The following is a 14,253-nucleotide window of genomic DNA, read 5'->3' on the forward strand; positions in this document are numbered from 1 at the left end:
TCAGGTGTTGTAGATGAACCAGGTGTAGTAGACGAACCAGGTGTTGTAGATGGATCAGGCGTTGTAGATGAACCAGGCGTTGTAGACGAACCAGGTGTTGTAGATGTACCCGAATCTTGATAAGGTAAAAATCCTTCAGGGACTGGATATTTAAAAGCACTTGCTCCAAAATTAGCTTCGTAAGTCATTGTTCCGGATGTTCCATTCATGACCATCGGGAAAACCTGTGATCCTTCTAGTTCAGATGGTTTAACGGTGTTGGCTCCCAGGGAAACACCATTCTTATACCAAACAATTTTATCGTTATCTAAGTCCAGTGCAACACCGATAACATCATTAAGTCCAAACGTAGGACCGTAAGTTTTTCTCACGTCTGATGTAATATTATTTATAATGTCACCATATATACCGTAGTATCCTTGATATTTCGGACCAGATTCACCTGTTATTCCTACTAATAAAATACTGTAGCTAACCTTTACTTCCCAATACCATTTTCCTTTTGTTTTTCCCACTGTCGCTTTGTCGCTTTGTCCTGCGGCCCCAAGAGTAGTTGTTGTAGATCCATTCGTCCAAGTCACATTTGTAGTCTCAGCTTTTGTAACGGTAGGGAACAATGAGAACACTGAAGCTCCAATGAGTAGAGCTAACATCATAGTTCCTAGTTTTTTGAATATAATATTTTTCATGACTTCCTCCTAAATATATGTAATAACAAGTGAATTATAAAACTTGTTTACAGGAATGTCTAAACATTTATGTCTATATATTCAAATAAAAGGGTTATGATGGAATTAAAAATCTGGAGAGTAATAGAGCTTTAATGTTGTAGATACAAAAGAGCTTTACTCCAAATAAAGTCCAAATCCCCGTTAACCTCAATTTGGGTGACGGGGATTTTCGTTGTGCTTAAAATGTTTTTTGGAGTGAGTTTGCAACATTGGTGATTCTAATAATTTCTTTCCATAAACGGAAATAGATCGCCCTTCGGACAAAGGTTAGCGGTCTATTTCTGATCATAAATCCAAGTCGACAGTTTTTATAGCGGTAGTTGTGTAGGGAGCGGTGATAGCCGTTCCCTTTTTCTATTCTTTTGTACATCTATTTTATTCAGCACAAAAGCGGCGAAGGCAAGCAGTTTACAAACCTTAGTCTAGTAATGTAAAAAGGACTCCACTGGCTTTTAGCCGGATAGAGTCCTTCTTGTTGTTTATTTCGTTGAATACTCGCTTACTTCGAACGTGAGTATTTTGTTGAAGATGACGTAGTCCTTACGATTGCTGAAAGGACCTTTGTTATTATTGTGCTTATCAATGGCAAAGAATGAAGCACCTCTGCCAGTATCTTTAGCGTCATACCAGGCGATAAAGGCATTCAATTCTTTTTTACTCAGATCAAATTCCTTATCAAATCCATTGTCCATTGTAACAGTCAAAATAGCGCGGTCACCAGTAGGTTGCGAGGCCCCATCTGTATCCGATGACCCAGGTGTTGTAGACGAACCAGGTGTTGTAGACGAACCAGGTGTTGTAGATGACCCAGGCGTTGTAGACGAACCAGGCGTTGTAGATGAATCAGGTGTTGTAGATGTACCCGAATCCTGATAAGGTAAAAATCCTTCAGGAATAGGATATTTAAAATCGCTTGCTCCAAAGTTAGCTTCAAAACCTATTTTCTGACCAGTTCCGCTTAAAACAACAGGGAAAATCTGGGTACCATCTAGTTCAGATGGTTTAATGGAATTAGCTCCGCGTGAAACCCCATTAACGTACCAAACTATTTTATCGTTATCTAAGTCCAATGCAATGCCGATAACGTAACCAACTCCAAAACCATAATTGTAAGCTAGCTTTACTGGTGATTTGATGTTATTCCAAATTTCACCACTAGCCCCATAAAATGCTTGATATTGTTTGTCCGATTCACCTGTTATTCCTACGAATGAGGCAACATTGTTTACCTTTACTTCCCAATACCATTTCCCATTTGTTTTCCCTACTGTCGCTCTGTCCCTTGTTTCTCCCTTCTCACGATCAATAGTAGTTGTTGTAGATCCATTTGTCCAAGTTACGTTTGTAGTCTCAGCTTTTGTAACTGTAGGGAACAAGGAGAACACTGAAGCTCCAATGAGTAGAGCTAACATCATTGTTCCTAGTTTTTTGAATATAATATTTTTCATGACTTCCTCCTAAATATATGTAGTAACAAGTGGATTATAAAACCTACTTGCGGAGATTGTCTAAACATTATATCCTATATTTTGAAAAATAAGATTTATAATGGAATTTAAATTTCGAGGAAACGTGGTCGTCGATAATTTATAAAGGTACTCGGTATTAAAATTGGGTGGAACAAGGGATAACATACACAGAAATGGCTAGCGTAGAAGGAATCCATATAGGGTTTACCGAATGGAATATTTGAGGTGATCGTTTTGAATCGCACATTTAAGGTATTGAAGACAGACATGGAATTGTTTGGAGCTGCTTTGGTTCAGTTGCATGTATACGTTGTGTCCGTTGATGAGGAGTTACGCGTGACATTTGAGGATTATGGGGGAATAGTAGAGAAGATTACGTCGGAATCGGTCAGGATTGCGGGTAAAATTTTCAGGCGAGACCAGCTTGAATTTCGTGTAGAACTAGGAGCAGGAAAAAACGCTGGATGATCTAATAACTCCGCTGGTTTATAGCCAGTACGGAGTTATTTTCCATACATACTCTTTCACTCCCTTGTATCGATAAATTTCGATGCTAATCGCAACCGGATATCGTGCTACATTATTCGTGCTCATATTGTTGGGGGAATGCCCCTTGAAAAAGTCATACAACGTAGTTTCTATATATACCACCATCACCGAAATCGATATAATGTTCCTATTATAAGCATTACTGCTTGAAAAGATCTTTTGCGGAATCGATCCACACTACTTGTTTTCCCACATTCAAACCTGGTTAGGGGTGCAACATGATAAGCATAGATAAAAAGTCGGACACCGTAATCGTTGTGCTGCACGAGATTTACGGGATTAACCAGCATATGCAGCATATGTGCAAATTATTATCGGATCAGGGTTATGACGTTATTTGCCCAGATTTATTGGGAAGAGAAACCCCCTTTGACTATTCGCAAGAAGAAGCTGCCTATCTGAATTTCATGGAAAATGTAGGCTTTGCCCACGCTTCATCTCAAATTAAAAGCCTATTATTAAGTATTCGAGATCGCTATAAAAAAATATGTATCGTCGGGTTTAGTATAGGGGCAACGATTGCCTGGCTGTGTAGTGAAGAAGAATGTATCGATGGAATTGTAGGATTTTATGGTTCACGTATTCGAAATTATTTGGAATTGACTCCACAATGTCCAACACTGTTGTTTTTCCCACAGGAGGAGCCATCATTTGATGTAGATGAGCTAATTTCAACTTTAGATCACCACCATAATGTCAGCGCATACCAATATAACGGACAACATGGATTCAGTGACCCATACTCTTCACGATATCATGTCCATTCAGCACAAAAAACGTTAAACGAAATGCTGGATTTTTTTCGAAAGAAAGTGACGATTTCATGAGTGATGAGGTATCGAAGAAAAGGGACGAAATGTCCTGTTTGAACCTCATTGAGGTATAACTTACAATAGCAAATATAATCTGTTAAACGAAGAAGAGAGAGTACTGGGGTGAACCAAATGAAAGTATTGGCAATTGCACCGTATGAAGGATTAAAAGAACTGATGATCGAACTGGCGGAAAAAGAGCAATTTGATCTGGAAATAGAGGTTGGGGATTTGCAGGCCGGACTGAGGCTGGCCAAACAGGCTGTTGCAGACGGTGTAAATGTGATCATCAGCAGAGGCGGTACGGCTGAGATGATACAAAAGGAAGTATTGGTGCCGGTAGTAGAGATTGAAATCTCGGGCTACGATATTTTACGGGTGCTGACACTGACTAAAAATTATAATGAAAAAACTGCGATTGTCGGTTTTCCGCCAATTGCGCACGGTGCAGCTGCGGTATGCGATGTCATGGATATGGATATATCCACTTACGTCACGGATAAAGATAGCGTTGAGGGATTACTGGTCCGCCTTAAAGCTGAGGGATACAGAATGATTATCGGTGATGTAGTGACTGTCGGCAAGGCTGAGCAGCTCGGACTAAGTGGTGTGCTCCTGACATCAGGAAGAGAAAGTGTGCTAAAGGCTTTTCAGAATGCGAAGAAGATACATGAATTGATGGAGAGATTGAAGGACGAATTTATAGTTCCGCATCGTATTGTCAAGGAGTCGTCTACCGGGTTTGTGGTATTTGACGAGAACGGGAAATCTGTATTTGCCAATCATTCTGCTCCGAATCCAGCAGTCTTCGAACAGATGGTCCAGGAAAGGAATGCTTTTTCTGTACTAAAGGAAAAGGGCTTTTTCCAAGGGACATTCAGAACAGACCAGCAGAGCTGGCAAGTAGAGGGAGAGCGGCTGGACCAATCGGACCGCATGCTGTACAGCTTCCAGATCAAAAGCAGCAGTGACGTGAAGTTTCGGGAAATAGAAGGCGTTACGATGATCCTTCCATTTGAAAAAAATATGACCTATATGAATCATATGGATATGGTGAAGTCAGAGCCCATGAAGAAATTAATCGACGAGTCTCTGAAGCTATCGGAAATGGATGAACATTTTGAGATTCAAGGGCGAGTAGGCACGGAAAAGGAATTGATGGCTGAATATATCCATTTTAAAAGCCGACGTCACCAATCGCCGTTGCTGATCGTGGATGCTTTGCAAATTTCAGACCAGCAATGGAGCTGTTTATTTGAAGAAAATACTATACCACCGGATGGAACTCTATATATTAAAAATATAGATTGCACTACTTCGGAACAGCAGAAGATGCTACTGCAGTGGTTACTCGACTCTGCACCGAAAGCCAGGCTGATTACGTCCTGGGCAAAGACCCCCGAGATCGATATTCAGGAAGACAGCGTTCTTTATCCATTATATGAGCTCTGTGGTCGGCTTCATATCCGTATTCCGGACTTGAAGGAGAGGGGCGAGGACATGATTCGTCTTGCCAATCTTTTAATCCATGAATGCAATGAAAAATTCGGAAAGCAGATTGTTGGGCTGCGGCCAGAGGCAGAACAATTGCTCAGAGCATCCATGTGGCCGGGCAATGTGGATCAATTACGCAGAACCATGTACCAGTGTGTCATGCAGACGAATACAGCATATGTGGAAGCACATGATCTGGAGACTGAAATATATGCAGCCGACACTACGTATGAAACAGGAATAAATTTACAAGGAACGCTGGAGGAAATTGAACAGGACATCATCCGAAAGGTTTTTATAGAGGAAAACGAAAATCAGACGAATACCGCCAAAAGACTAGGCATTAACCGGACCACCTTATGGCGTAAATTAAAATAGTATACCAGGCTATACTTGCAGCCCCCTAAAGCCGGAACGAATTCGTTGGAAATTCATCCAATACGGCTTTAGGGGGTATTTTATTCGAAAAGGGTTTAACAACGCAATGGGATTGTTGCAATATGAAACATAATAGATTTATTTTTGAAATTCAAATAAATTTATGTTGCTAAATAGAACACTTTGAATTACAATTTCATTGTAAACGCTTAACAAACATTCGTCAGGGGGATATACATGCTACTTAACTTTGAGGGGATATACCCCGCTTTATTGACTCCTTTTACGAAAGAAGAAGCAGTGAACGAGCCTGTGTTGAGACAACTCATTCATCGTTTGATTGATGCGAACGTACATGGAATTTTTGCCTTGGGCACCAACGGAGAGTTTCATGTGCTTACGACCGAACAAAAGCTGAAAGTAGCTGAAATTGTAGTGAAGGAAGCAGCCGGTAGAGTTCCTGTCATGGTGGGAAGCGGGGGCAATAGTACCGGGGAAGTGATTGAGCTTTCGCAGGCCATGGAGCAGTTGGGTGTTGATGCCCTGTCGGTCATTACACCTTACTTCATACCTCCGACGCAGGAGGAAGTTGAGGAACACTACACCAAAGTAGCGGCTTCGGTCTCCATTCCGGTACTGCTATATAACATCCCTTCCAAGACGGGTTTTTCCTTTACTCCGGAAACGGTAGCTCGTTTGGCCAAGGTTCCGAACATTATTGGCATCAAGGACAGCAGCGGCGATTTTAACAATATCAAGCAATACATTGATCATACACGTGATGAAAATTTTGCAGTCATTGCAGGGACGGATTCCCTTATTCTGCAAACGCTTCAAGCAGGCGGCACGGGTGCCGTGGCGGCTACTGCCAACCTGCTGCCGGAGACGGTCGTGGCGATCTACGAACACTGGAAGGCCGAAGATAACGACAAGGCACAGGTCGCACAGCAGGAACTGCAACCCTTGCGTGACACATTCGGGCTGACGAGTATACCCGCTTCATTGAAGAAGGCGGTCGAATTATCCGGCATTCCGGTAGGTCCACCCAAGGCACCTATTCAGGAGGCCAAAGGAGAGGCGCTTAAACAAATAGAAGCGGCTGTGAGATATTATCAATCCAAATAGGAGGCTCTCTATGCTAACAACTTACCAATTTCAGACGGCGGCCCGTATTCTGGCTGGTGAAAATACATTATTACAACTGACGGATCATCTGGCAGCGATTCATCCTCATATTCAAAGAGTCCTCATTCTGACGCAGCCTGCACTCCAGGAAATGGGCTACACCAGCAGTATAGAGCAGCAATTGACGGACAAGGGCATTTTGTTCGATGTATGCACCTCCATTTTACCGGAGCCTACGGAGCAGAATATTGAAGAAACGTTTGCGGCTTTTTCGGAGCACAAATATGAACTGCTCATCGGCTTGGGTGGCGGCAGTGTGCTGGATGCGACCAAAATTTTATCCGTGCTTATGACCAATGATCAAAGGATTAAGGATATGCTGGGCACGAATCTGGTCGAGCATCCCGGCATCCCGACGGTCCTGATTCCAACCACATCGGGTACAGGGTCCGAGGTGACACCCAATGCGATTGTTACCATCCCGGATCAGGAATTGAAAATCGGCATTGTCAGCTCCTATCTGCTTCCGCAACTGGTGATTCTCGACCCGGTGCTGACACTGGGGCTGCCCAAACCGATCACCGCTGCGACCGGGATGGATGCCTTTACCCATTCGATTGAGTCATTTATATCGAATAAAGCCAACTATTTCAGCGATATGTTCGCTTTGGAATCCATTCGGCTGATTTCCTCCAGCATCATTGAAGCCTATGAGAATGGTGCTTCTATCTCGGCCCGTGAAAAAATGCTGCTGGGGTCAACCTATGGGGGAATGGCGCTTACTGCCGCAGGCACGGCGGCTGTTCATGCTCTGGCTTACCCGCTGGGTGGCAAGTATGGGATTCCTCACGGGGTAGCCAATTCGATGCTGCTGCCACATGTGATGGAATTTAATATGGACCATTGTGTGGAAAGACTCACACTCGTTGCCGAGCCGATGGGCATTGAGACAGCAGGTCTATCACCGGAAGACGCAGCTCTGCGCGTTATCGAACGAATCCGGGAATGGACCGCAAAACTGAACATTCCACAGGATTTAAAAGAGTACGGCGTGCAGGAGAAGGATCTGAAAGCCTTGGCACAGTCAGCTTCCGAGGTTACGAGGCTGCTAAACAACAATCCCAAGGTACTGAGTCTTGAGGATATAGAACAGATTTATCGCAAACTGATTGACGTTTAAAGAGGTAGTTCAAAAAGTCGTCTTTTGATCACGAAGCAGGACAGGAAGTGGTCTCGACGTCGAATCTTGAATTCAGTCGGGCCTTCCGTTGCTCACGTAGGCTTACCTACGCTCCGCTACTCAGTCCCTAGCTTCATCCAACCTTCTCGGTGCTGAAAAGCCGACTTTTTGAACACGCACTTAAAGGGAGGATTTATGTGAGAATTGCCATTGTCGCCGACGATCTTACAGGTGCAAATGATTGCGGGGGACAGTTGGTTCGTTACGGAATGAACGTTTCCGTCCAGATTAATCCGGTCTTTTCCGAAGAAACGGATTATGATGCCGTCGTGTTTAACACGGTCAGTCGCTCTCTTCCCGCAGATCAGGCATCAGCCATTGTAAAAGAGATCAGTACGTACGTGAACGCTCAACATTTTGACATTATCTATAAAAAAATTGATAGCACGATGCGTGGCAATATCGGTACTGAACTGAACGCCATGTATGAGGTCATACGACCCGATTTTGTTATGATCGCTCCCGGTTATCCTAAAAATGGCCGTCAAATTATTGAACGAATACACCACTTGAATGGCCGGAAGCTGCACCATACCGAAGTAAGCCGGGACCCCAAAACCCCTGTATTGAAGTCCGATGTTGTGGACCTGATTGCAGAGCAAACAGGCCACCGTGTCGGCCATTTGTCCAAAGCAGATCTGGATCAGGGCGAGGCTTATATTTCTCAGAAATTGCACACGTTCAAAGAGAAGGGGCTTACGTATATTGTTTCCGATTCTGTAATTGAACAGGATTTGGAGATGCTGGTGAAGACGATTACAGCCCTGCCGTACAAAATTGTCTGGGTCGGCTCGGCTGGTATGATGAACCATTTGCCCAAAGCTTATCAGGTTCAGGAGAAGTCTGTGACCAAACCTATTCAGCTTACAGCACAGCCTGTTCTGTTAGTTATAGGAAGCGTTAGTAAAATGGGACGTGCTCAACTCCAACACTTGATGGATAGCGGTCGTGCAAGCCGAGTGGAGGTTCACTCGGAAAAGGTACTGTCAGAAGGTCATGAAAGACAACAAGAGATGGAACGTGTACACAGAGAAGCATCCATCAGCCTGTCCAGCGGTAAAAATGTCGTCATTGTAGCGTCCGATAACATGAAAGAAACCAGAGCGACGGGAGCACAACTAGGTATGACTCCTATCCAGATCAGTGACGCGATTTCCAGTGTTCTGGGCAGATTAACAAAGAAATTGGTAGAAGAGCTTGAAATCAAGAAATTATTTCTTACAGGTGGTGATACGGCATATCAGGTATTGGAGCATTTGGATATCCAGGAAATTGAATTGGTGGAGGAACTGGAACCGGGTGTGCTGTTGGGCCAATCCATTGCCAACCCAATGTATGTGGTCACAAAAGCGGGGAATTTTGGCTCAGATAAAACTTTGGAAAATGTCATCGACAAACTTCAAGGAGGTGTGTAAGCGTGGGCAAGCCAATTATCGGTATTACCATGGGGGATGCAGCAGGTGTGGGACCGGAGATTATCGTCAAAGCACTGCTGCATGAACAGGTCTATGAGCAGTGTAGCCCGGTTGTCATCGGAGATGCCAAAAGCATGCTTCGGGCCATCGATCAGACAGGTGCGGCACTTGTGCTCAACAAGGTGAACAGTATAGAGGAATGTCAATTTACACGCGGTGTTATCGATTGTTATGATCTGGATTTGCTGCCGGATCATCTGAAGCAAGGGGAGGTTTCGGCAGAAGCGGGAGATGCGGCTTTTCAATTTATTCAGAAAGCGGTTGAACTGGCCCTATCCAATCAATTGCAGGCCGTGTGTACGGCTCCGTTAAATAAAGAAGCCTTGCATAAAGGAGGCCATTTGTATCCGGGACACACTGAAATTTTTGCCGAACTGACGGATACCCAAAATTACTCCATGATGCTGTCGTCTCCCAAGCTCAAGGTTATTCATTTGACCACTCATGTAGGCTTGAAAAAGGCGATTGATACCATCACACCGGAGCGAACCTACAATGTTATTCGCCTGGCGCATGATACGCTGGTACGGGCCGGCTATGAAAACCCTCGGATTGCTGTGTGCGGTATTAATCCACATGCCGGGGAAAACGGTCTGTTCGGTGAAGGGGAAGAAGAAGAGAAGCTGATTCCTGGCATTGAAAGAGCGATACAGGAAGGGATCAATGCTAGCGGCCCACATCCGGCAGATACACTGTTCTTCCGTGCTGTACGTGGAGATTTCGATATCGTTATCGCTTGTTATCATGACCAGGGGCACGTCCCGATCAAGGTGCTGGGGCTGGAAGAAGGCGTCAATATCACAGTCGGACTAAAAGGCGGTTTTATCCGCACTTCGGTGGATCATGGTACGGCATTTGATATTGCCGGCAAAAATGTTGCTGACGAAAGAAGTATGCTGGCTGCCATAGCGTCAGCTGTAGAGCTATCTCCCAAATAATATGAGTACGAGAGATGCGAATAGGACCTGATGATCCGGCTGCTGCCGGTTCATTTCAGGAATTGTAAGCGCTTATAATTTAATTTTTAAGTATTTTGGAGCATGAAGGGAGCTTGCAGATGGAAAATTTAAGCGCAGGTACGATACTTTTTATATTGATCGTAATTGCTGTCTATATCGTTCTTACAACCATATTGACTTTTAAAATGCGTAGTAAATCCAGTTCTGAGTTTAATAATGCAGCCAAATCTTTACCCGCTATTGTCGTTGGTGTCTTGATGATGTCCGAGTTTATCGGAACCAAATCGACGATAGGCACTGCAGAATCCGCATTTACACATGGTTTAGCTTCTTCATGGTCACTTTTGGCGGGATCTATCGGCTTTTTCCTATTCGCTTTCTTTCTGGTCAGCAGGTTTTATAATACAGGCCATTACACCATTTCCGGGATCGTGCGTGAGAAGTTTGGCACATCCACCAAAACAGTCGTATCCATTATTATGATTGTGTCCCTGCTGGTCGTTAATTTGGGCAATTATCTGAGCGGGGCAGCGGCTATTTCTACTATTTTGGGAATTCCGATTATGGCTTGCGCCATCATTACGATGATTATCAGCACCATCTACTTTACGTTTGGCGGGATGAAGGGCGTGGCATGGATCACCATGATTCACTCGGCCTTCAAATATGCGGGCATTTTGCTTACTGCCTTTATTGCACTGTATTTGACAGGCGGTTTGAAGCCGATGCAACTCGCGCTGCCTGAACACTATTTTACATGGGACGGCACCATTGGAACGAGCAAAATTGTCGCATGGATTATCGGTACGATGGGGGCGATCTTTTCAACCCAATTTATTATTCAGGCCGTTACGTCTGCCAAAAATGCCAAAGCGGCCAAGCGTGCTACCATCTATGCTGGCCTGCTGTTTCTTCCGCTTGGTTTGGCTGTAGCCATCATCGGTGTATGTGCGCGCTATTTGTACCCGGATATTGATCCGATTTACGCGTTTCCTGTGTTCTTGCAGCATATGAATCCGATACTCAGTGCGATTGTCGCCACTTCACTGGTAGCTTCCATTTTTGTAGGCGTGTCTACAGTAGCTCTTTCAACGACAACGTTGTTAATGGACGATTTTGTACTCCCGAGAATGAAAGAGGTTACTCCGGAAAAGCAATTGAAAATGACGCGAATCATCTGTATTGTGGTAGGAATCATTCCGTTGCTGGGCGTGGCTTTTGCCCCGGAATTGCTGTCGCTTTCCTTTTTCACCCGTGCGTTGCGTGCATCGATCGCCGTTGTTGCAGGGATGGGCTTCTTCCTGCCAATGTACAGCTCCAATCGTGGGGCAACCATTGGGCTTTCCATGTCCGCTTTAGGCACAACCATATGGTACTTGCTGGGTGATCCTTACGGAATCGATAATATGTACATTGCTGTTGTGACACCGCTGATTGTGATGCTGATTGATCGGTTCATCGGTAAACCCAAGCCAAGCGAAAAGACTCCTAAGACGGAAATTATAAACGAGAATTAGAAACAGGGAGGATTCAAAATGAATAACGAGCAGGAAACAGCTACCTTTCATTATAAAGTTACGCAGGCGGCTGGCGAAACATATCGTAAAGACGCTTTTATTCCTTCGGATGCTGTACAAAATCATGCGGCCAATCTGCTGCCTCTAGATAACGGCGACTTGTTATGTGTATGGTTTGCCGGGACCCAGGAAGGAATACCTGATATTTCTATCTATCTTTCCAGATTAAATAAAGGAGCAGAGGAGTGGACGGAGCCTGTTAAGCTATCCGACGATCCGACGCGTTCGGAACAGAATCCGGTGCTCTTTTCCGCCCCTGACGGCAAGCTGTGGCTGTTATATACAGCGCAAAAATCCGGCAACCAGGACACGGCAATTATCCGTTACCGGATCTCCGAGGACGAAGGTTACACTTGGGGAGATATCGGTACGTTGTTCGATACGCCCGGTACTTTTATTAGACAGCCGATCACGGTGCTGGACAATGGAGACTGGCTATTGCCTATCTGGTATTGCTACACCAATCCCGGCGAGAAGTGGACGGGAAATAAAGATGTAAGCGCGGTGAAAATTTCCTCCGATCAAGGTCGCACCTGGACAGAGGTCAGTGTGCCGGACAGCTTGGGTTGTGTCCATATGAATATCGAAAAATTGGATGACGGCAGGCTGATTGCACTTTTCCGCAGCCGCTGGGCTGATTATATCTACCAAAGTGAGTCCGTGGATCACGGGAGAACATGGAGCAGTCCGCAGCCGACCTCACTGCCCAACAACAATTCGTCAATTCAATTTACGAAACTGGACAACGGCCATCTGGCACTAGTTTTTAATAACATCAGTGCGAATGAATCCATGGAGCGCAGAGCTTCGTTGTATGATGAAATTGAAGATGAGGAGGAAGAAGCAGTTGTTGAGCCTGTCACTGCACCGGCAGCAGAGGAGCGTCAGGCCTTCTGGGGAGCACCGAGAGCGCCAATGACCGTTGCCATTTCCCAAGATAACGGGCTCACCTGGTCGGAAGTCAAAAATATTGAGGTAGGGGATGGCTATGCCATGACGAATAACTCCAGGGAAAAGCTGAATCGGGAATATTCCTACCCTTCCATCAAGCAATCCAAAGACGGGAAGATCCATATCGCATTTACCTACTTCCGACAGGCCATCAAGTACGTTGTTATTACCGAGCCATTTGTAGAGAGCAGATAATCACGTGCAGCAAAGGAGGTTGTTCCCATGATCGTGGCTACATTGGAACAGGAGGAGCGATACCGTCGTATCCATCCGCAGTTTGAGCAGGCTTTCTTGTTTCTGCAGCACACGCCGCTGGCAGAGCTTGCAGAAGGGAAATATGAGATAAACGGTCAGCAGGTTTATGTGCTGGTGCAAGAGTATGATACTAAGCCCGAGGCAGAATGTCGCTGGGAAAGTCACCGTGAATATATCGACATCCAATATATAGTGTCAGGCAGGGAGCAAATTAATTATGCACCGCTCGATCAGCTCACGGGGGGTTCTGATTATGCAGCGGATAAGGATAAGATCAACTACGAATCCCTAGTGAGTCCGGGCAGTTCATTGCAGCTAGGTGCAGGTCAGTTTGCTGTGTTTTTCCCCGAAGATGGCCATCAGGCATGTATTCGTTCCGGCCAGACCGAGCACGTCAAAAAAATGGTTATTAAGGTGAAAATTTAACCTTGTTAAAATATAGAAATGGAAAGGGAGGAGTGGCCCATGATGCTCTTGGAGGGGCGTATAGCAGTTGTGACCGGAGCCAGCAGAGGGATCGGCAGGTCTATAGCACTCACACTAGCCGAACAGGGGGCCTCCCTGGTTATTAACGGGACCCGCGAAGACCTGCTGCTTGATCTGATGGCGGAAGTGAATGCGCTGGGCCAGACATGCGTCATCTGTACAGGAGATGTCTCGAATCAAGAGACTGCCCATAAAGTGGCCCATACCGCTATTGAACATTTTGGTTGTATAGATATCCTGGTGAATAATGCCGGGATCAACATGCGTACCTCAACCCTGGAAATGGATACTAAGGATTGGCAAAAAGTGCTGGATGTGAATCTGAACGGTACGTTATATTTGTGCATGGCTGTATTACCCCATATGATTAAAAAAAATTATGGGAAAATTGTAAATGTGACTTCTACGACCGCCAAAACTCCCCATCGGAATGCGGCACCGTCGTACGGAGCATCTAAAGCGGGAGTGAATTATTTAACCCAGCATTTGGCGCTGGAGATGGCCAGGCACAATATTTACGTAAATGCCGTGTGCCCGGGTCCGATTGATACCGATATGAGCAAGCAATGGACACAGGAATATCGTCAGCAAGCCATTGCCCGGATACCGCTTGGGAAGCTGGGGACTCCCGAAAACGTAGCTGATACGGTGTTATTTTTAGCTTCGAAGATGTCAGATTTTATAACCGGGGAATCGATAAATATGAATGGTGGCACTTATATGAATTGATAGCTCTCCATAGAGCTTATCTA

The 14,253-nt window shown here is 45.0% G+C and carries 13 protein-coding genes; 11 read left to right on the plus strand and 2 right to left on the minus strand.

Annotation, left to right across the window (positions count from 1 at the left end):
- Both WG8_RS02660 and WG8_RS02665 read right to left on the minus strand, forming a co-directional pair.
- Nucleotides 1-689: SPRY domain-containing protein (locus WG8_RS02660; RefSeq protein WP_052310845.1), on the minus strand; the 689-nt coding region annotated here is incomplete at its 3' end.
- A gap of 521 nt (nucleotides 690-1,210) precedes the next feature.
- A complete protein-coding gene (locus WG8_RS02665; protein WP_007428531.1) occupies nucleotides 1,211-2,179 on the minus strand; it encodes an SPRY domain-containing protein in 969 nt (322 codons plus the stop codon).
- Between the two features lie 246 nt (nucleotides 2,180-2,425).
- On the opposite strand from WG8_RS02665, the gene WG8_RS02670 reads away from it, so the two are divergent.
- From WG8_RS02670 to WG8_RS02720, 11 genes are all read left to right on the plus strand, one after another.
- A complete protein-coding gene (locus tag WG8_RS02670; protein ID WP_425270778.1) occupies nucleotides 2,426-2,668 on the plus strand; it encodes a hypothetical protein in 243 nt (80 codons plus the stop codon).
- Between the two features lie 299 nt (nucleotides 2,669-2,967).
- On the plus strand, nucleotides 2,968-3,576 hold the full coding sequence (locus WG8_RS02675) for a dienelactone hydrolase family protein (protein WP_007428533.1): 609 nt from the start codon (nucleotides 2,968-2,970) through the stop codon (nucleotides 3,574-3,576).
- Nucleotides 3,577-3,693: 117 nt separating this feature from the next.
- On the plus strand, nucleotides 3,694-5,433 hold the full coding sequence (locus WG8_RS02680) for a sigma-54-dependent transcriptional regulator (protein WP_007428534.1): 1,740 nt from the start codon (nucleotides 3,694-3,696) through the stop codon (nucleotides 5,431-5,433).
- A gap of 237 nt (nucleotides 5,434-5,670) precedes the next feature.
- Nucleotides 5,671-6,558, plus strand: coding sequence for a 4-hydroxy-tetrahydrodipicolinate synthase (dapA, locus tag WG8_RS02685; RefSeq protein WP_007428535.1), 888 nt, complete (start codon nucleotides 5,671-5,673; stop codon nucleotides 6,556-6,558).
- A gap of 10 nt (nucleotides 6,559-6,568) precedes the next feature.
- Nucleotides 6,569-7,738, plus strand: coding sequence for an iron-containing alcohol dehydrogenase (locus tag WG8_RS02690; protein WP_007428536.1), 1,170 nt, complete (start codon nucleotides 6,569-6,571; stop codon nucleotides 7,736-7,738).
- A 197-nt stretch (nucleotides 7,739-7,935) separates the two neighbouring features.
- Nucleotides 7,936-9,213: a four-carbon acid sugar kinase family protein gene (locus WG8_RS02695; protein ID WP_007428537.1), complete on the plus strand. Its 1,278-nt coding sequence runs from the start codon at nucleotides 7,936-7,938 to the stop codon at nucleotides 9,211-9,213.
- A gap of 2 nt (nucleotides 9,214-9,215) precedes the next feature.
- Entirely contained in the window at nucleotides 9,216-10,211 is a 996-nt protein-coding gene (pdxA, locus tag WG8_RS02700; RefSeq protein WP_007428538.1) for a 4-hydroxythreonine-4-phosphate dehydrogenase PdxA, read from the plus strand.
- Nucleotides 10,212-10,330: 119 nt separating this feature from the next.
- A complete protein-coding gene (locus WG8_RS02705; protein ID WP_007428539.1) occupies nucleotides 10,331-11,749 on the plus strand; it encodes a sodium:solute symporter family protein in 1,419 nt (472 codons plus the stop codon).
- An 18-nt stretch (nucleotides 11,750-11,767) separates the two neighbouring features.
- Complete coding sequence (locus WG8_RS02710; protein ID WP_007428540.1) at nucleotides 11,768-12,955, plus strand: sialidase family protein; 1,188 nt, start codon at nucleotides 11,768-11,770, stop codon at nucleotides 12,953-12,955.
- 27 nt (nucleotides 12,956-12,982) lie between these two features.
- Complete coding sequence (locus WG8_RS02715; protein WP_007428541.1) at nucleotides 12,983-13,441, plus strand: YhcH/YjgK/YiaL family protein; 459 nt, start codon at nucleotides 12,983-12,985, stop codon at nucleotides 13,439-13,441.
- 39 nt (nucleotides 13,442-13,480) lie between these two features.
- Entirely contained in the window at nucleotides 13,481-14,230 is a 750-nt protein-coding gene (locus tag WG8_RS02720) for an SDR family NAD(P)-dependent oxidoreductase (RefSeq protein ID WP_007428542.1), read from the plus strand.
- The last annotated feature ends 23 nt before the right edge of the window (nucleotides 14,231-14,253 follow it).

It is taken from the genome of Paenibacillus sp. Aloe-11, from assembly GCF_000245715.1.
In the GTDB taxonomy this organism is placed as follows: domain Bacteria; phylum Bacillota; class Bacilli; order Paenibacillales; family Paenibacillaceae; genus Paenibacillus; species Paenibacillus kribbensis.